The 18542-nt window shown below is 67.8% G+C and carries 17 protein-coding genes and 3 pseudogenes; 7 read left to right on the top strand and 13 right to left on the bottom strand.

The features are described 5' to 3' along the window. From G205_RS22745 to G205_RS10380, 6 genes are all read left to right on the top strand, one after another. Positions 1–846: an MFS transporter gene (locus tag G205_RS22745; RefSeq protein WP_235046859.1), complete on the top strand. Its 846-nt coding sequence runs from the start codon at positions 1–3 to the stop codon at positions 844–846. Next, complete coding sequence (locus tag G205_RS22740; RefSeq protein ID WP_235046858.1) at positions 798–1364, top strand: MFS transporter; 567 nt, start codon at positions 798–800, stop codon at positions 1362–1364. The genes G205_RS22745 and G205_RS22740 overlap by 49 nt, the downstream gene beginning before the upstream one ends. Positions 1365–1442: 78 nt before the next feature. After that, entirely contained in the window at positions 1443–2123 is a 681-nt protein-coding gene (locus G205_RS10395) for a GntR family transcriptional regulator (protein ID WP_009357918.1), read from the top strand. Beyond that, positions 2123–2911, top strand: a complete 789-nt coding sequence (locus G205_RS10390; RefSeq protein ID WP_009357917.1) for an aspartate/glutamate racemase family protein — start codon at positions 2123–2125, stop codon at positions 2909–2911. The genes G205_RS10395 and G205_RS10390 overlap by 1 nt, the downstream gene beginning before the upstream one ends. Before the next feature lie 30 nt (positions 2912–2941). Further along, a complete protein-coding gene (locus G205_RS10385) occupies positions 2942–4369 on the top strand; it encodes an amidohydrolase family protein (RefSeq protein ID WP_009357916.1) in 1428 nt (475 codons plus the stop codon). An 8-nt stretch (positions 4370–4377) separates the two neighbouring features. Continuing rightward, positions 4378–5103, top strand: coding sequence for a maleate cis-trans isomerase family protein (locus tag G205_RS10380; RefSeq protein WP_035752708.1), 726 nt, complete (start codon positions 4378–4380; stop codon positions 5101–5103). A 6-nt stretch (positions 5104–5109) separates the two neighbouring features. Here the strand turns inward: G205_RS10380 and G205_RS10375 are convergent, their stop codons facing one another. The 6 genes from G205_RS10375 to G205_RS10350 all read right to left on the bottom strand — a co-directional run bounded on the left by G205_RS10375 (position 5110) and on the right by G205_RS10350 (position 10901). Further along, a complete protein-coding gene (locus G205_RS10375) occupies positions 5110–6030 on the bottom strand; it encodes a diacylglycerol/lipid kinase family protein (protein ID WP_009357914.1) in 921 nt (306 codons plus the stop codon). 92 nt (positions 6031–6122) lie between these two features. Continuing rightward, positions 6123–7496: an NAD(P)(+) transhydrogenase (Re/Si-specific) subunit beta gene (locus G205_RS10370; RefSeq protein ID WP_009357913.1), complete on the bottom strand. Its 1374-nt coding sequence runs from the start codon at positions 7494–7496 to the stop codon at positions 6123–6125. Next, the gene (locus G205_RS10365) at positions 7493–7810 is read right to left on the bottom strand and encodes an NAD(P) transhydrogenase subunit alpha part 2 (protein ID WP_009357912.1); all 318 of its coding nucleotides are present in this window, start codon (positions 7808–7810) and stop codon (positions 7493–7495) included. The genes G205_RS10370 and G205_RS10365 overlap by 4 nt, the downstream gene beginning before the upstream one ends. Further along, positions 7810–8979 carry a Re/Si-specific NAD(P)(+) transhydrogenase subunit alpha gene (locus G205_RS10360; protein ID WP_009357911.1) on the bottom strand — a complete coding sequence of 390 codons (1170 nt, stop codon included), beginning with the start codon at positions 8977–8979 and terminating at the stop codon, positions 7810–7812. The genes G205_RS10365 and G205_RS10360 overlap by 1 nt, the downstream gene beginning before the upstream one ends. 178 nt (positions 8980–9157) lie before the next feature. Then, complete coding sequence (locus G205_RS10355; RefSeq protein ID WP_009357910.1) at positions 9158–9955, bottom strand: IclR family transcriptional regulator domain-containing protein; 798 nt, start codon at positions 9953–9955, stop codon at positions 9158–9160. Positions 9956–10064: 109 nt separating this feature from the next. Further along, the gene (locus tag G205_RS10350; RefSeq protein WP_152419564.1) at positions 10065–10901 is read right to left on the bottom strand and encodes a shikimate dehydrogenase family protein; all 837 of its coding nucleotides are present in this window, start codon (positions 10899–10901) and stop codon (positions 10065–10067) included. Between the two features lie 117 nt (positions 10902–11018). On the opposite strand from G205_RS10350, the gene G205_RS10345 reads away from it, so the two are divergent. After that, the gene (locus tag G205_RS10345; RefSeq protein ID WP_152419563.1) at positions 11019–12410 is read left to right on the top strand and encodes an MFS transporter; all 1392 of its coding nucleotides are present in this window, start codon (positions 11019–11021) and stop codon (positions 12408–12410) included. 105 nt (positions 12411–12515) lie between these two features. On the opposite strand, the pseudogene G205_RS10340 reads toward G205_RS10345, so the two are convergent. From G205_RS10340 to G205_RS10315, 7 genes and pseudogenes are all read right to left on the bottom strand, one after another. Continuing rightward, positions 12516–13330: pseudogene (locus G205_RS10340) on the bottom strand (IclR family transcriptional regulator domain-containing protein). A 46-nt stretch (positions 13331–13376) separates the two neighbouring features. Then, positions 13377–14063, bottom strand: a complete 687-nt coding sequence (locus G205_RS10335; RefSeq protein WP_009357907.1) for a 3-oxoacid CoA-transferase subunit B — start codon at positions 14061–14063, stop codon at positions 13377–13379. 1 nt (position 14064) lies between these two features. Beyond that, positions 14065–14762, bottom strand: a pseudogene (locus G205_RS10330) (3-oxoacid CoA-transferase subunit A). A gap of 6 nt (positions 14763–14768) precedes the next feature. Then, a complete protein-coding gene (locus G205_RS10325; RefSeq protein WP_009357906.1) occupies positions 14769–15968 on the bottom strand; it encodes a thiolase family protein in 1200 nt (399 codons plus the stop codon). Further along, positions 15965–16390: a 4-carboxymuconolactone decarboxylase gene (gene pcaC, locus G205_RS10320; RefSeq protein ID WP_009357905.1), complete on the bottom strand. Its 426-nt coding sequence runs from the start codon at positions 16388–16390 to the stop codon at positions 15965–15967. The genes G205_RS10325 and pcaC overlap by 4 nt, the downstream gene beginning before the upstream one ends. Positions 16391–16442: 52 nt before the next feature. Next, on the bottom strand, positions 16443–17141 hold the full coding sequence (locus G205_RS21085; RefSeq protein ID WP_338058411.1) for an alpha/beta fold hydrolase: 699 nt from the start codon (positions 17139–17141) through the stop codon (positions 16443–16445). Between the two features lie 69 nt (positions 17142–17210). Beyond that, a pseudogene (locus G205_RS10315) lies at positions 17211–18542 on the bottom strand (lyase family protein); the annotation flags it as partial.

Genomic DNA, 18542 nt, shown 5'->3' with positions numbered 1-18542 from the left:
GTGTCCATCCCAAACACTGAAACAACGGCGGCATCCGCCGTCGATACACCCATAGACCAGGCACCGGTCGAATCCAGCAAGGACGGCGTGCAACGGCGCACAGCAGTCCGCTGGAAGCTCTTCCTCCTGCTGCTGGTCCTCGTTGCCGTCAACTACATTGACCGGGGCTCCATCTCGGTTGCCCTCCCCATCATCCAAAAGGAGTTCAACCTCGCTCCTGAACTGGTGGGCCTCCTGCTGTCCGCCTTCTTCTGGACTTACGCACTGATGCAGATTCCGGTTGGCTGGCTGATCGACAAGTTCGGTCCCCGCAAGGTCATGACCGCCTCCTGTGTCGGCTGGGGCGCGGCCACAGCCGCCTCCGGCATGGCCGGCGGATTCCTCAGCATGTTCATTGCCCGGATGGGCATTGGCGTGACCGAGGCCGGAGTGATGCCAGCCGGTGGAAAGCTCAACGCCATCTGGATGCACAAGTCGGAACGCGGCCGCGGTGCCACCATCCTCGACGCCGGCGCTCCGCTGGGTGCCGGGCTCGGCGGCATCATCATTGCCGGGCTGATCGCGTCCACCGGCAGCTGGCGCTGGGCATTCGTGATCGCCGGTGCCGCCACGGTCCTCATGGGCCTGGCCGTCTGGTGGTACATCCGCGACAATCCCCGCGAGCACCGCGGAGTCAATGAGGCCGAAGCCGCTACATTGAAGCCTCCCACGCCGCCGAAGATGCCGAGGCGAAGCTGGATGGCAGCCAGGGCAAGCGCGCATTGCTCCCGTACCTCAAGTTCCGTTCCTTCTGGGCCATGTGCTTTGGATGGCTGGGCTTCAACGGCGTGTTCTACGGCCTGCTGACCTGGGGACCCCTCTACCTGGCGCAGGCAAAGGGCTTCGATTTGAAGACCATCGGCTGGTCCACCTTCGTGATCTTCGGCGCAGGGTTCGTGGGCGAAATCATCGGCGGCACCATCGCCGACAAGTGGCGGGCCTCCGGTGCGTCGGCAAACCGCGTCATGCGGACCCTGCTGGGCATCTCCAGCGCCGTGGTCATTGGCGGCCTGGTCGGCGTCACGCTGGTCGCTGACCCCACCACCGCCGTCGTCCTACTTTCGCTGGTTATGTTCTTCCTGCGCTGGGTGGGCCTGTTCTGGAGCATCCCCTCCATCCTGGGCGGACGCACCAACGCGGGCGTCCTGGGCGGGGCGATGAATTTCAGCGGCAATATCTCCGGCTTCGTCACTCCCATCGCCGTCGGACTGATCGTGGGCGCCACAGGCTCCTACACCTGGGCGCTGCTCTACTTCGTGGGCTCGGCGATCGTCATGGGCGCCTCCGTGCTGACGCTGAACTACAACAAGCGGCTTCCTGTCTAAGCTAGCCATCCAAGGCAACACCTGATCCGCGTTCCCGCTGCCGGGAGCCGTGTCCACCAAGAATCCGAATGGAGCACCATGCTGACCGCAGAAGACACCCAGGACAAAGAACGCCCGCTGCGCGAGGCTGTCCGGGACACGCTCCGCACCCGGATTTTCGAAGGACACTACCCTCCCGGCACGCGGCTGGTGGAACGGGACCTCGCGGCCGAATTCTCCGTCTCCAGGCTCCCTGTGCGCGAAGCACTGCGGATGCTCCGCCAGGAGGGGCTGATCAGCGACCGGGGCGCACGGGGGGCAGAAGTCAGCACCCTGAGCCCCAAGGACGTGGAGGACCTCTTCGATGTCCGCCAGTCCCTCGAAGTCCTGGCCTGCCGGCTTGCCGCCGTGCGGGCCACCGCGAAAGACCTTGCCTACCTGAAGGGGCTGCTGGACAACGCGGAGAGTTTCCTCGCCAAGGGCGCCGTGATGGAGGCCCACCGTGCCAACAGCGAATTCCACGATGCCATCACCGGCATCGCCGACAACAACTTCCTCAAGTCAGCACTTGAGCCCCTGCAGGGCCGGATGCACTGGCTGTTCCGCCACGTGAGCGACCTGCCGGAGCTGATCCGGGAACACCGCGAACTCTATGCCGCGATTGCCAGCGGCGACCCCGACCGTGCCGCGGCACAATCGGCGTCCCACATCGGAAAGTACCGGGAGCAATTCCCGGAAGACTTCCAAAAAACCGAACCCCAACTTCACCGGAAGAGATAATGCGACTCCTGGTCATCAACCCCAACATCAGCGACGATGTCACAGCCCTGATCGAAACCGAGGCACTGCGCTCCGCTGCGCCAGGCACCGAACTGGTGGTCCGCACTGCCGCCTACGGCATGGAATACATCGAGACCCGCTTTGAATCCCTCGTGGCCGCCGGCGCCGTGGCTGAAATTATTGCCGCGCACACCCTCCCCGGCGCCGAACCCGTGGATGCCGTGGTGGTGGCGGCCTTCGGCGATCCCGGCATGCCCGCGCTGAAGGAACTGGCCGGCGTCCCCGTCATCGGCATCACCGAAGCCGCACTTTGCGCAGCGGCGCTGCAGGGGCACCGCTTTTCCATTATCGCCATCTCGGACCGGATCAAACCCTGGTACCTGGACTGCGTGGAGCGGTTCGGCCTCGGCGGACGGCTGGCGTCCATCCGCTCGATCAACGAGTCCCTGAAGAGCATCGGCTCGGTCCAGCAGGACTTCAAGGAAACCCTCATGGCACTGAGCCGGCAGGCCGTCACGGAGGACGGCGCCGACGTCGTCATCCTCGCAGGAGCCCCACTCGCCGGGCTCGCCCGCGACCTGAAGGGGCAGATCCCGGTTCCCGTGGTGGACGGAATCTCCGCCGGAATCCGGATGGCCGAGGCGGTAGCTGGACTCGGGTCCGGTCCGCACCGTGCCGGCGCCTTCGCCCCGCCGCCCGGGAAGGCCCGCGCCGGCCTCAGCCCGAACCTCGACGCCGCCCTTGCTGCGGCCCAGGACAGCGCAGTGCCCGCGCTGCCCACCGCCTGAACCAGCAGCTTTCCCCGAAGGAGGACACCGATGTCCCAGCAGCCAGACCTTGTCATTTCCAACGCCACCGTGGTCAACAGTGACGGGCGCCGGGCCGCCCATATCGTGGTCCGGGACGGCCTGGTCACCGACCTTGCCGACGCCGCCCGCCCTGCGCCTGCCGCCCTACGGACCATTGATGCCGCCGGGAGGCTGGTGATACCCGGCGGCGTGGACGGCCACTGCCATGTCGCCCAGGTGACGGGACGCTTCCGCACCCTGGACGACTACCGCACCACGTCCACCGCCGCCCTGTGGGGCGGCACCACCACCATCATCGACTTCGGAATTCCACGGGATGCCCAGGAAACCCCGCTCGCCGCCGTCCTGCACAAGAAGGAGCTGGCCACCGAATCCCGGTGCGACGTCGCCCTCCACGGCGCCGTGATCAGCTGGAACGAAACCGTGCCGTGGCAGCTGGAGCAACTCGCCGCCGAGGGGGTGCGTTCGGTGAAGATGTACACCACCAACCGCGGCACCACCATGGCCGACGGGGACACCATCCTCAAGGTCATGCGCGAGATGGTCCGGCTGGACGGCCTTACCTACATCCACGCCGAGCACGACCCCATCATCGCTGACTGCACGGAACAGCACGCACAGGACGGCCGGATCGGCATCGGGCACCTGCACCGGACCCGGCCCGAACTGGCCGAAGAGACCTCGGTCAAGGAAACCCTGGCCATGGCCGAGTACACCGGCGCCCCGGTGTACTTCGTTCACCAGTCCACGCCCGGGGCCGTGGACCTGGTTTCCGATGCGCGGTCCCGCGGGCTTGAGGCCTTCTCAGAAACCTGCCCGCATTACGTCACCCTGGACGATTCCGTCTACGGCTCGGCCTTCCCGGAGTGGTTCGCCTGCTGCCCGCCCATGCGCAGCGCCCGGACGGTGGCCGCGCTCAGGGAACGGCTGGCCACCGGGGCCATCCACACCATGTCCTCGGACCACTCCTGCTACGACCTCTCCCAAAAGCGCGAACGGACCGACGACGTCCGCGCCATGCCGCACGGCCTGCCCGGCGTAGAGACCAGGATGCCCGTCACCTTCACTGCAATGACCGGTGCCGGCGCCAGCGTGGAGGACTTCGTGGAGGCCTTCTCCGCCGGCCCGGCGCGGATCAACGCCGTGCCCGGAAAAGGCCGCATCGCCGAAGGGTTCGACGCCGACCTGGTCATCTTCGACCCCGCCGAGGAACGCACCGTAGACGGCGCAAACCTGCATATGGGAACGGACTTTTCACCCTTCCACGGAGACGTGCTGGCCGGCTGGCCCGCCGTCGTTGTTTCCGGTGGCCGCGTGGTGCTGGACGGCCAGGGATTCCACGATCCCGGCGCCGCCGGCCGCTTCCTTGCCCGCAACGGCTTCCGCCAGCACCAGTCCGCCACCACCGCCGGCGTTGCCCACGCCGCAGCCTTTTAGGAGCAACCATGCCATCGACCACCCGGCCACGCAGGATCGGCATGATCGTGCCGTCCTCCAACACGTGCCTGGAGCCCCAGACCTACCGGATCCTGGGAAATCGTACCGACGTCACCGTCCACTTCACCCGTATCCCGGTCACCAGGATCGCCCTGGATGACTCTTCCGACCGGCAGTTCGACCCGGCAGTCATGCGCGAGGCCGCCAGGCTCCTTGCGACGGCGGACGTGGACGTCATCGCTTGGAACGGCACATCCGGTTCCTGGCTGGGTTCAGACCACGACCGGGAACTCGTGGCGGAAATCACCGATGCCACCGGCATCCCCGCCACCACTTCCACCCTGGCCTACCTCGAAGCCTTCCGGACGTCCGGCACGGAGCGGATGGCGCTGTTCACCCCGTACACGGAGGACGTGAACCGCCAAATCATCGCCTCGTATGAGCGGGAAGGGATCAAGACCATGGACCACCGGGCCTTGGGCCTCAGCGACAACGAGTCCTTTGCCCGGGTCACCGACGATGAGATGCTGCCCGGTTCACGGGAACTGGCAGCGGCTGCCCCCGATGCCCTGATCTACCTCTGCACGAACCTGTACGGGGCCAACATCACGGCGGAAATCGAGGACAGCACCGGCGTTGCCGTGCTGGACTCCGTGGCGGTGACGCTCTGGCATGCCCTGAAGCTCGCGGGCGCGCCGCTGCTGGAGCCGCGGTGGGGCAGGCTGCTGGCCTAGGAACGGCTACATGCGGAGGGTCAGGGCACCCGGGTCCATGGTCATCAGCACATGCTTGCCCTGGCCCTCGTGGTCGCCGTCCAGCTGGTAGTCGTCCTTGTGCTCCAGGGTGATCTCCACGGACTTGCCCTGGAAGTACTCCACGGCGGTGTCCTTGCCGCGGCCCTTGCCGATGATGCCGGCGAGCACGGACAGCCAGCCCAGCCGGCCCTGGTGCGGCGCCAGGACGGCGATATCCAGCAGGCCGTCGTCCACCTTGGCCTCCGGGAAGATCTCCAGCCCGCCCTGGACCTTGCCGCAGTTGCCCACCATCACGCTGCGCACGCCGCGGTGGACCACCCGCTTGCCGTCGATCACCACGGTGGCCTTGACCGGCTTGCCGGGCAGGTTGCGGATGCCGGCGTCCACGTAGGCCAGCCATCCCACCTTGTGCTTCAGGTCCTCGTCAGTGTCCGCCATGATGGTGGCGTCGTAGCCGACGCCCGCCATCACCAGGAAGAGCTGCTCCAGGTCGGGGTCGCTGCGACGGGCCCGGACCACATCGATCTTCCGCTCTGTTCCGGCGAGGGCACCGGCCATGGCGCCGTCGTAGTCCGTGACGTCCATGCCCAGGTTGCGTGCCAGCAGGTTCCCCGTACCCAGGGGCAGCAGGCCCATCGGCACGTCCCCGCCGGACAGGACTTCGGCGACGCACCGGACCGTTCCATCACCGCCGCCGGCGATCACAATGTCGGCTCCCTGGGCGAGGGCTTCCTTGGCCTGTCCCACGCCCGGGTCCTCCTTGGTGGTCTCGAACCACATCGTCTCGCCCCAGCCGTTTTCCGCCGCGTGCCGGGCTGCAAGCTCCTTCACATCCACGTCCACCGTCTTCGCCGGATTGATGATGATGGCTGCGCGCTGGGGGGCGGCGGTGCTGTTGGCAGTCATGGTGTCCTTTGGTGGCAATTGGAAGGCTACTTCTGAAAGAAGAGTAGCCTGCCCCGGGCAGGGTTCGGAGCAGGTACGCAACCACCCGGTAGCTACAGCGCCTTCACGGCTCCCAGCACCTGTGCCAGCGAGTCCTTCGCATCGCCGAAAAGCAGGGACGTCTGCGGCTGGTAGAGCAGTTCATTCTCGATCCCGGCGAAACCCGGCCGCATGGAGCGCTTGAGGAACACCACCTGCCGCGCCTCGGCCACCTCCAGGATGGGCATACCGTAGATCGGCGAGCCGGAGGAGGTCTTGGCTGCCGGGTTCACCACGTCGTTGGCGCCCACCACCAGCGCCACGTCCGCGGTTTTGAACTCTGGATTGATCTCCCCCATTTCCTTCAACGACTCGTACGGGACGTTGGCCTCGGCCAGGAGCACGTTCATGTGCCCCGGCATCCGCCCTGCCACGGGGTGGATGGCGAAAGCGACGTCGATGCCCCGGGCTTCCAGGGCGGCAGCCAGCTCCGCGGCGGTGTGCTGTCCCTGCGCCACCGCCAGCCCGTACCCGGGAACAATGATCACGCGCTGCGCGTAGCCCAGGAGCACGGCCACGTCCTCGGGGCTGGAGGACCGGACGGGACGCTCGCTCACGGCCGTGGACCCCGCCGTCGAGCCTCCCCGGAAGGCACCGAAGAGGATACCGGCCACGCTGCGGCCCATCGCTGCCGCCATGGCGCGGGTGAGGATGGTGCCCGAGGCGCCCACCAGGGTGCCCGCCACCACCAGGAGGACGTTGCCGAGCACCACGCCGGACGCGGCGACGGCCAGGCCGGTGAAGGCGTTCAGGAGCGAAATCACGATCGGGACGTCGGCGCCGCCTACAGGCAGCACCAGCAGGACGCCGGCTGCCAGCCCCAGCACAAGGAGCAGCACCGCCAGCGCCACCGACCCCGTGAAGACGACGGCGACGGCGGCCGCCACCGAGGCGAGCAGCACCGCAGCCATCACCACGGGGAGGCCGGGGAACACCACGGGTCGGGTGGTCATCAGTTCCTGGAGCTTCGCAAACGTGACGCCGGATCCGGCGAACGAGACGGCGCCCACCAGGAGGGTGAACACGATGGCAAGGCGCACCCAGGGATCAGGCGTATGGCCCAGCTCGAGGAGGGCCACCAGGGCAGCGGCACCGCCGCCCACGCCGTTGAAGATGGCCACCAGCTGGGGCATCTGCGTCATCTTCACGCCGCGGGCCACGGGGGCTGCCACCACGGTGCCCACCGCGATGGAGCCGAGGATCCAGGGGATGTTGTCCAGCCGCACGGACAAGAACACCGTGATCACGCCGATCAGGGCACCGAGTGCACCAATGAGGTTTCCACGGCGGGCGGTCCGCGGGGAGCTGAGGCCGCGCAGCGCCAGGATGAAGAACACGGCCGCCACGAGGTACAGCAGCGCCGTCCAGACGGGATCGAGGACTGTCATTTGCTCTCCGCCTTCGCCGATGCGGAGCGGGCAACGTCTTTCCTGCCGTGGAACATGTGCAGCATGCGGTCCGTGACCACGAAACCGCCCACCAGGTTGGCGGTGGCCAGGACGACCGCCAGCAAGGCGACGGCCAGGACCCAGGGGTCGGCGGCCTGGCCGGCGACGATAATGGCACCCACCAGGATGATGCCGTGGATGGCGTTGGCGCCGGACATCAGCGGCGTGTGCAGAGTGCTGGAAACTTTGGAAACCACCTCGAACCCGACGAACACGGCCAGGACCGTGATGGTCAGCAGGCTCATTCCGTCCATCAGAGTGCCCCTTCCTGCCGTGCGTGGATTCTCTGTGCAAGCAGTTCCGCTGTGGGCTGGTGCCGCACCCCGCCGTCGTGGGTCAGGCATGCGCCCGCCAGCACCTCGTCGCCGAAGTCCGGGGCAACAGTGCCGTCCCGGACCATCAGCGCCAGCAGGTTTGCCACGTTCTTGGCGTATAGCCGGGAAGCATCCGCGGCCATCGCCGAGGCCGGGTCCTTGAGCCCCACCAGGCTCACGTGCCCTGCGCCGTCGGCCGTGGGGACGGCGATATCCGCTCCGGCGACCACGCCCTCCACGTTGCCGCCCGACTCGGCGGCGAGGTCGACGACGACAGACCCCGGCCGCATGCCCTGCACCATTTCCCGGGTCACCAGGAGCGGGGCGGGCCTGCCCGGGACGGCCGCCGTCGTAATGAGGACGTCCGACTGCGCCACATGGGGTGCCAGCAGCTGCCGCTGCCGGGTTCCGGCGTCGCTGCTGAGCTGGCGGGCGTAGCCGCCGGCCGCTTCCGCCGTTTCGAGGTCCAGCCGGATGAAGGTGCCGCCCATGGATGCGACCTCGTCGGCGGACGCGGGGCGGATGTCGTTCGCGAAGACACGGGCGCCCAGCCGTTTCGCGGTGCCGATGGCCTGCAGCCCTGCCACGCCGGCACCCAGCACCAGGACCCGGGCGGGAGGCACCGTCCCGGCGGCCGTCATGTAGAGCGGAAAGAAGTGCGGCAGCCGGATGGCCGCTTCCAGCACGCACCGGTAGCCGGCCACCAGGGCCTGGGAACTGAGGGCGTCCATGGACTGCGCCCGGGAGATCCGGGGGACCAGTTCCATCGCGAAGGAGGTGATGCGCCCGTCCGCGAGCGCCTGCACCGTGTCCAGTTCGGACGCCGGCGAGGCGAGGCCAACGGTGACCGCCCCAGGCTTCAGGGAGAGGGCCGAATGCGGGTCAAGGGGCCGGACGTGGGCCAGGACATCGAGTTCCTTCGCTACCAGCAGGGGCACGACGGCGGCACCGGCCTGGCGGTACTCGTCGTCGGCATGGCCCGCGGCTTCACCGGCGCCGGCTTCTATGAGCACTTCGAGGCCCAAGCCTGCCAGTTGCTTGACCGATTCCGGCGTCGCGGCAACGCGCCGCTCGCCCTCGCGGTGTTCCCGCGGTATGCCCAGTTTCACCCGCCGACTCTCCTCGCTGACGAGTGCGGCGGCGCTGCCACGGTTGATCCGGTCCCGGGACTGGTGATCCGGCCCGGGGCTTCGCGGAGCGGCGCTGCTGCACGTAGTTGGGTTGAGTCTATGGCCAGCACCGCCCCGGCGGGAGTAGGCAGGCTTGCCTTGTACGGGAACAGTTACATTAGGCGCTTCGATGTGTGGGCCGATGCCCCGTCACAGGACCGCTGTAGTCGAGGGCTATGCGTCTGGCTGCTTCCTGGAGCTGCGGCACAACCGCCCTTTCCACGTCCTCGGCCGATGCCCGGTGCGTTTGCAGGGACACGTTCGCGGCGGCAACGATGTCGTTTCCCCGCCGGACAGGTACCGCGACACCGCGCAGGCCTTCCTCCAGCTCCTCCGACACCATGGACCAGCCCCGGTCCCGCGCCGCATCCACCTCAGCGCGAAGCTGCTCGATGCTGCTGACTGAGCGCTGCGTGTAACGGTGCAGCTGGACCGTCTCCAGGTACTGCTGCAGTTCCGGTTCCGGCAACCCGCCAAGAAGCACCCTGCCCATGGACGTCGCCCAGGCCGGAAACCTGGTGCCGACCGTGATGGAGACGGACAGCAGCCGGGGGGACGGGACGCACACCACGTAAACGACGTCGGCGCCGTCCAGGACGCACAGGGCAGTGGTTTCGTTGAGCCTGGCCGCCAGGTCCTTGAGGTGCGGCTCGGCAACGCCGGGCAGTGTCAGGCCCGCCAGGAAGGACCTGCCGATGTCCAGGGACCGGGCCGTCAGTTCAAATGCAGGGCCATCGGCACGAAGGTAGCCAAGGTCCGCCAGTGTCATCAGGAACCGCCGGGCGGAGGCCCGGGTCATGTCCGTCAATGTGGCGACCTGCGAAACCGTCAGGCGTTGATGCTCCGGCGTGAAGGCCAGCAGCACATCGAAGGCTTTCTCAACCGACTTAACAAAGTAGGCGGCCTGCTCCTCCATGGACTGCTTTGCTCCTCTTCGAACGCTTGGCCGCCCCGTGCGGCGCACCGGGTTTCAGGTCCGCTTCGATCATATAGGTGTCCGCCGGGAAGGCCTCGAGCCGCCCCCTTCAGGCTCCGGACCGCACCCGGACCAGCGATTCCCCGAGCAGTTCGCGTGCCTGTTCGTCCATCCCGAGGAGGGGGACCATCGCCACCGCCTGCCCATACAGGTGGTCCCAGCCATCGATGCACCGCGCACCAAGCCGGCGGGCCCGTGCGATGGTGGCGGTGACATGGCCGGCATACACGAAGTCGTAAACCACGGCGTCAGGGGCAAGCGGGCCATCGCCCCACACCGGCCCGTCCGAAACGCTCTTTCCGAGTGGGGTGGCGTTAACCAGCAGGGAGGCTTCGGAAGCCAGTCCCCGGGCCTCATCCCAGTCCACGGAACGCGCTGCCATGCCCAGCTCTTTGGCCAGGCCCAGGAGTTTCTCCATGGCCCGAGGGTCCCTGTCGCTGATGGTTACCGTGCCGGCTTTGCCTTTCAGCGCGATCAGGACTGCCCTGGCCGCCCCACCTGCGCCCATCAGGAGAACGTTTCGCTGGAATTCTCCCCCGAGTAACGAACGGGCCGCCATGATGTCGGTGTTGTGTCCGAAGAGCGTGGACCCGCTGCGGAGCAGCAGGTTGCAGGCGCCGCCCAGCAGGACCTCCTCTGTGGCATTGTCGGCAGCGTCCGCCGCCCAGTGTTTGTGCGGCATTGTCACGTTGGCCGCAATGATGCCGGGTTCCAGCAGCCGGTCCCGGACGGACACCAGGTCCCCGTCCGGCGGCACATCCCACGCCTCGTATGTCCAGCCGGTACCAAGCCGGCCCAGGACGGGATTCCACAACCCGGGCGACATCGCCTGTGATGCTGCGGATCCGATCAGGACCAATCGGGAGGGGTGTGCGGTGTTCTGCATTGTGCTGCCTTTCGTGACCAGGCGGGGGGCTGCATCGAGGGGGATCACTTCTGCCGTTGTGGTCCACCTCACCACCTAGTATGCTCATATAAAACGCATTACGCACAGTTGTTCGCTATGCGTACACATCCTGTAAAAGACCCACCGCCTTCAGCGTGGAAGGATCACCCAAATGACCAACATCGCAGCAGGGCCCGAGGCCCAGACACCTGCCCAGGCAGAACGGCAGCTCAAGCGTGCAGGAAGGCGGCCCTGGCAGCGTTCCTGGGCGGCGCACTGGAGTACTACGACTTCTTCATCTACGCCACGGCGGCGTCCCTGGTCTTCTCCAAGATCTTCTTCCCCGCCGGAGACCCCACGGTGGCACTCATCGCCTCGTTTGCCACCTTCGGTGTGGCCTACGTGGCACGCCCCTTCGGCGCCGTCTTCTTCGGGCACCTGGGTGACAGGATCGGCCGGAAGAACACCCTGGTGCTGACCCTGGTGCTGATGGGCGCAGCGACCTTCCTCATCGGCGTCCTGCCCGACTTCAACACCGCCGGATACTGGGCTCCCGCCCTGCTGGTTGCCCTGCGGCTGATGCAGGGACTTTCCGCCGGCGCGGAGACAGCCGGCGCATCCGCCCTCTCCACGGAGGAAGCCCCTACCGGCCGCCGCGGCTTCTTCGCAAGCTTTGCCATGAGCGGCATCTCGGCCGGCATCGTGCTGGCCTCCCTCGCCTTCCTTCCCGTGGCCGCCATGAGCGAAACCGACCGGCTGGCATGGGGCTGGCGCATCCCGTTCTGGCTCTCCGTCGTCGTGCTCATCGTGGCGTACCTGGTGCGGCGCTCCCTGGACGAGCCGGAAGTCTTCGAGGAAAAGCATGACCACGGCGAACTGGTGAAACTTCCGTTCGCGAAGATGTTCAAGACCCACCCCGCGCAGTTCTTCCAGGTTGCCCTGATGTCCTTCGAGACCGTGACGAACACCTTCATGCAGTCCTTCGGCCTCGCCTATGCCGTCACCGTCGGCGTCCCGGCCTCCACCATGCTCTGGGTCAGCATCCTCGGCAACGTCCTGGCCATTGGCACCCAGCCGCTCATGGCCCACCTCTCGGACCGCTTTGGACGCCGCCCGGTGTTCATCACCGGCGTCCTGGGCTCCGGCATCATGATCTTCGTCTACTTCTCGGTGATCTCCACCGGGAACATCCCGATGATCTTCCTGACCAGCACGCTGATCACCGCCGGCACGTACGCCATGTCCAACGCCATCTACCCCGCCTGGTTCTCCGAACTCTTCAACGTCAAGGTCCGCTACTCCGGAATGGCGATCGGCCTCCAGATCGGCATCCTGTGTGCCGGTTTCACCCCGCTGCTGGGCACGGCCCTGGTGGGGGCGGACAAGGCCAACTGGGGACCGGCAGCGTGGATCGTCGCAGCGTCGTCAATCCTTGCAGTGGTCGGTGCCCTGTGGGCCCGGGAAACCAGCAAGACGCCACTGCGCGAGCTGGGCAACCCGGTCAGGTAGCGGCTGGCCACCCCAGCGATGACGAAAGAAGGGCGACGGCGGGAACTCCCGCCGTCGCCCTTCTTTTGATTTCAACACCCGCCGCAAGCGCGCTAGGAAAAAGCACTAGCTCCGGGCGCTGAGGTCAGCCGAGATGAGCTTTGCCGTGGCCACGATCTCGTGCGCCACGGATGCGAGGTAGGCGTCCCGGTCGGGCTTGGCGTCCACCGACTGGGCCTGCAGGGACACGTTCACCGCCGCAACCACCTTGGGCCCGTCATATACGGGGGCGGCCACCGACATCAGGCCCAGCTCCAGCTCCTGGTCCAGCACGCACCAGCCCTGGGCCCTGACTGTTTCCAGCACGGCCAGCAGCTCCGGAACGGTTCCCAGGCGCGCGGGGTAAGGGGCTTGATGTCGGCTGCGGCCAGGTACGCCTTCAGGTCAGCGGGCGGCAGGTGCGCCAAAAGAACCCGGCCCATGGACGTGGCATACGCCGGGAAGCGTGTCCCCACCGTGATGCCGATGGTCATGATCCGGCGTGTGGTCACCCGGGCGATGTAGGCAATGTCGGTGCCGTCCAGGACCGCAGCGGAGGTGGACTCCCCCAGTTTCAGGGACAGCTCCTCCAGGTACGGCTGTGCGAGCTGGGGCAGCGACAGGCCCGAAAGGTACGCATAGCCCAGCTGCAGGACCTTGGCCGTGAGGGCGAACGTCTTCCCGTCGGTCCGCACGTAACCAAGCTCCACCAGGGTGTGCAGGAACCGGCGCGCCGTGGCCCGGGTCAGGTCGGTCCGGGCTGCCACCTCGGTGAGGGTCATCAGCGGGTGGTCTGTGTCGAAGGCACGGATGACGGCCAGCCCGCGGGCCAGCGACTGGACGTACTGGTCGCCGGCCTGCGGGGCGGCCGGGGTGCCGCCGTCGGCTGCTGTTGTGGTCATGGTTCCCAATCCTATGGCGGCGGAAGAGCCAGGTTCCTCCGCGGGTTCAGCCGCCGGCGACGGCGGGTGCGGCCTTGAGCGGGACGGGGACGAGTTCCTGGAGTTCTTCGAGGGTGCAGCCGAAGGTTTCGCGGACGGTGACGCCGCCGGGTCCGGTGAGGAAGACTGCCTTGTCGGTGTAGACGCGGGTGACGCAGCCGACGCCGGTGAGCGGGTAGGTGCACGATTCCACGAGCTTGGAGGCGCCCTCGCGGGTCAGCAGGGTCATCATGACGAACACGTCCTTGGCGCCGGTGGCGAGGTCCATGGCACCGCCGACGGCGGGGATCGCCCCGGGTGCGCCGGTGTGCCAGTTGGCGAGGTCGCCGGTGACGGAGACCTGGAAGGCGCCCAGGACGCAGATGTCCAGGTGCCCGCCGCGCATCATCGCGAACGAGTCGGCGTGGTGGAAGTAGGAGGCGCCCGGGAGTTCGGTGACGGGGATCTTGCCGGCGTTGATCAGGTCATCGTCGATCTCGTCCCCCGTGGCTTCGGGGCCCATGCCCAGCATCCCGTTTTCCGTGTGGAGCGTGATGTTCTGTTCCTCGGTGAGGTAGTTGGAGACCAGGGTGGGCTGGCCGATTCCGAGGTTCACGAAGGACCCCGGGGCGATGTCGCGGGCCACCAGGCGGGCGAGGTCGTCGCGGCTGAGGGCTGTTTCGGAGGTCTTGATGCTGGTTTCGGTGAGGCTCATCTCAGGCCGCTTTCGGGTTCGGGCCTGCAGCGGTGCCGCTGCCGGCCACTTTGACGATGCTGTTGACGTAAATGCCCGGGGTCACGATGTTCTCCGGATCCAGGCTGCCGGTGGGCACGATCCCGGAGACCTGCACGATGGTGTGCTTGGCCGCGGCCGCCATGATGGGGCCGAAGTTCCGGGCCGTCTTGCGGTAGACCAGGTTGCCCTTGCCGTCCGCCTGCAGAGCTTTGATCAGGCGACGTCTGCGTGGATGGGCGTTTCGAACACGTGGCCGAGGCCGTCGATGATCCGGGTTTCCTTGCCCTCGGCGAGCATGGTGCCGTACCCGGTGGGGGTGAAGAACCCGCCGATCCCTGCCCCGGCGGCACGGATCCGCTCGGCCAGGTTGCCCTGCGGCACCAGTTCCAGTTCGATCTGCCCGGCCTTGTACTTGGCGTCGAAGTGCCACGAATCGGACTGCCGCGGGAAGGAGCAGATCATCTTCCGCACCCGGCCTTCCTTGATCAGCAGCGCCAGGCCCTGGTCGCCCTGGCCGGCATTGTTGTTCACCACGGTCAGGTCCGTGGCGCCGCACTCGAGCAGCGCGTCGATCAGTTCGAACGGCTGTCCGGCGTTGCCGAACCCGCCGATCATTACCGTGGACCCGTCCTTGATTCCGGCCACGGCCTCGCCAACAGTGTCAATGAATTGCAGCATCGCTCTTTAGCCCTTCACTCCGGCAGTTACGTTTTCGAGGACGACGGCCAGGCCCTGGCCGACGCCGATGCAGATCGCGGCAACGCCCCAGCGTTCACCCGAGGCCTGCAGGGACCGGGCGAGGGTGCCCAGGATCCGGGTGCCGGAGGCACCCAGCGGATGGCCCATGGCGATCGCGCCGCCGTGCCGGTTCACGACCGAGTGGTCGATGCCCCAGGCGTTGACGCACGCCAGGGACTGGGCGGCGAACGCTTCGTTAAGCTCGACGGCGCCCACCTGGTCCCAGCTGATTCCCGCCTTCGCCAATGCCTTGTTCGCCGCCTCCACCGGGGCGTAGCCAAAGTACTGCGGGTCATTCGCGTGCGCGCCGCGGCCCGCGATCCGGGCCAGCGGGTCCAGGCCCAGCAGCCCGGCGGCAGTCTCGCTGCCCACCCAGGCCGCGGAAGCGCCGTCGGACAGCGGCGACGCATTCCCGGCGGTGACCGTGCCGTCCTCGGCCCGGAACACCGTCTTCAGGCCGGCGAGCTTCTCCGCGGAGGACCCGGGGCGGATGCCCTCGTCCCGGACCAGGTCGGTGCCGGGCACGGGGGCCACCAGATTGTCGTAGAAGCCCTCGTCCCAGGCGGCGGCGGAAAGGTTGTGGGAGTTCGCCGCGAACTCGTCCTGCGCTTCACGAGTCACCCCGTACTTCTCGCGGAGCCGCTCGGTGGCCTCGCCCAGGGAGATGGTCCATTCCTTCGGCATCGCCTTGTTCACCAGGCGCCAGCCCAAAGTGGTGGAGGCCAGGGTCATGTCACCGGCCGGGTAGGGCTTCTCCGTCTTGGGCAGCACCCAGGGGGCACGGGACATGGACTCCGCACCGCCCACCAGCATCAGGTCCGCGTCGCCGGCGTTGATCTGGCGGGATGCGATGATCGCCGCATCCAGGGACGAGCCACAGAGCCTGTTGACAGTGGTCCCGGGGATCGAGACCGGAAGCCCGGCGAGCAGGGTGCCCATCCGGGCGATGTTGCGGTTTTCCTCTCCCGCGCCGTTGGCGTTGCCGAACACCACCTCGTCGATCCTTTCGGGATCGAGCCCGGGAGCCCGCTTCACCGATTCCTTGATGACGTGCGCCGCGAGGTCATCCGGGCGGACGGCGGCGAGGCCGGAGCCGAACTTGCCGAACGGGGTGCGCACGGCGTCGTACACAAAAGCCTGGTTCATGGGGTGGTGTCCATTTCTCGAAACACTTGCTGGGCGGTCTTGAAGGCGGTGTTGGCGGAGGGCACTCCGCAGTAGATGGCGGTCTGCAGCAGGATTTCCTTGATCTCGTCCCGGCTCAGGCCGTTGGTGATGGCTGCGCGGATGTGCATGGCCAGTTCTTCCCAGTGCCCGTGCGCCACCATGGCGGTGATGGTCACGGCGGAGCGCATCTGCCGGGACAGGCCGGGCCTGGTCCAGATGCCGCCCCACGCGATCCGGGTGATCATGTCCTGGAAGTCGTCGGTGAACTCGTCCTTGTTGGCGTTGGCCCGGTCCACGTGGGCGTCGCCTAGGACTTCACGCCGGACCACCATGCCGCCGTCGTAGATCTCCTTGCTCGTGGCGTCCGGCTGGACCACGCCGTGCCTCTCGGCCCCGCTCATTTGCTTCCTCCCTTTTCGGGCTGTGATTCGGCCCAGTCCAGGAGGCTGCGCATCAGCTCGGCAGTGTGGGCGGGGGCCTCGGCCGGCGCCAGGTGCGCCACGCCTTCCAGGGTGACGGCTGTGGCGGTCCCGCCCCCGGCCGTGATGCCTGCCGCCACTTCCTCGGCCATCGACGGCGGCGCCACACCGTCCAGCGCACCGGCAATGACCTGGGTGGGGACCCGGATGCTGCCCAGCCCGGCACGGACATCAAAGGCGGCCAGGGCCTCGCAGCAGAACGCGTAACTGAACCTGTCGGAGTCCCGGAGGCGTGCAGGAGCCGGCTGCTGACCTCCGGTTCACGGTCCATGAAGCCGGGTGCGAACCAGCGCTGCGCCGAACCCTGGATCATCACCGGGGTGCCCTGGCTGCGGACTGTTTCGGCGCGTTCCAGCCATCCCTCGGGGGTTCCGAGCTTGGCGCCGCTGCACTGCACGGACAGGCTCTTGAGGCGTTCGCCGTGCTTGATGCCCAGCTGCAGGCCGGTGGCACCGCCCAGCGAAACACCGGCGTAGTGGAAGGCCTCGCCGGGGGCAATGGAATCGACCAGGTCCACCACGGCTTCTGCCAGGTCCGAAACGTCGAAGGTTTCGGTGGCGGCCGGTGAGACGCCGTGCCCGGGCAGGTCCCAGGCCACCACGTCGTAGTCGTTGCCCAGCAGGGAGGCGGCACGGTTCCAGAGGATGGAGGAGGTGCCCAGTGAGGAACCCACCACTACGAGGGGATGCCCGCCAAGGGGGCGCTGGGGTGAAAGCAATGCGGCTTTCAGGGCAGGTTTAGCACGGTGTGCTCCGTTCGCGTCGGTGGCTGAAGCGGGAAGGTCAGGGGAGGCAAAGTCCGGGTAGGCGGCGAGGATCCGGCGGGAGATTTCCCGGGACTGGCCCAGGTAGCTGGCCGGATCCAGGAGCTCCTCGAGCCGCAGGTCCGTCAGCAGGCCCGCGGGAACGGCGTCCCGGAGCAGTTTCCGGTATGCGGACGGCTGCTCGGACGGTTGTGCCTGCAGGGTCTGGTCCACCACATCCTGCAGCTGCTGCTTGCCGCTCCTGCCGTCCAGCTCCGGAAGCAGCGGGGCGACGGCGGCGCTGACGCCCTCCGCCAGGAGCAGCGGGCCGGCCAGGTCGAGGTTGCGCCGCATCGCGTCCGGGTGGACCTGCAGGCCTTCGGCAAGCTCCCGGATGTTTCCGGCAGCGCCGAGCGCCAGGGCCAGCAGCTGCTGGAGCGCGGGCCACTCGGTGTGCCATGCACCGTCCGGCCGCTCATCATTGAAGGTTGCGGCCGCCAGGTGGAGCTGGGCTGCCAGGTTGGGTGCCTGGAGGGCTGTGCTGCGGACCAGCACCGAGAGGACCGGGTTCTGCTTCTGCGGCATGGCGGAGGAGACACCCCGGCCGGCGGCACGGGGTTCGGCCACCTCTGCCACCTCGGGCCGGCTGAGGAACAGGACGTCCGCCGCGATCTTGCCGAAGGCGTCCAGTACCGCGGCCGCGGCGTTGCCGATGGAGGTGATGGGCAGCCGGCTGGTGTGCCAGGGCGCGGCCGCGGGGGCGAGGCCCAGCTGGGCGGCCAGGGCATCGGCGAGGCTGAAGGGCGTCGCCGCCGAGCCTGCGGTCAGCACCGTTCCGGCGGCAAGCGTGCCTGCCGCCCCGCCGAACTGGACCGGAAACTCCACCGCGGCGAGCTGCCGTCCGGCGGCAGCCAGCCCGTGGAACCACTGCGCTGCCCGGAGCCCGAACGTGTACGGCAGGGAGTGCTGCGTCAGGCTCCTGCCCACGCACAGCGTGTCCGCATGCTGCCCGGCCAGGGCCGCGAGCGCCGCCGTCGTGCCTTTCACGTCGGCGAGGAGCGCGGCCACGGAGTTGCGGGCGAGCAGCATCAGCGCCGTGTCCAGCACATCCTGGCTGGTCAGCGACGTGTGCACCGCCTTCACTGCGCCGATGTTCGCAGTATCCAGCGCCGCCACGTGCCGGCGGAGGTCCGCCAGCAGCGGGATGACAGGGTTGCCGCCGCCCTGGGCGCGCACCGCGATATCGGCGGCCTTGTAGCGGCCCGGTTCTGCGGCGGACGCGACGACGGCGGCGGAACCGGCGGGCGCCAGGCCCGCCTGTTCCAGCGCCGC

Source organism: Arthrobacter nitrophenolicus, from assembly GCF_000332815.1.
Taxonomy (GTDB): domain Bacteria; phylum Actinomycetota; class Actinomycetes; order Actinomycetales; family Micrococcaceae; genus Arthrobacter; species Arthrobacter nitrophenolicus.
The sequence above is the reverse complement of the archived record's forward strand: the minus strand, read 5'-3'. Positions and strand labels throughout refer to the sequence as shown.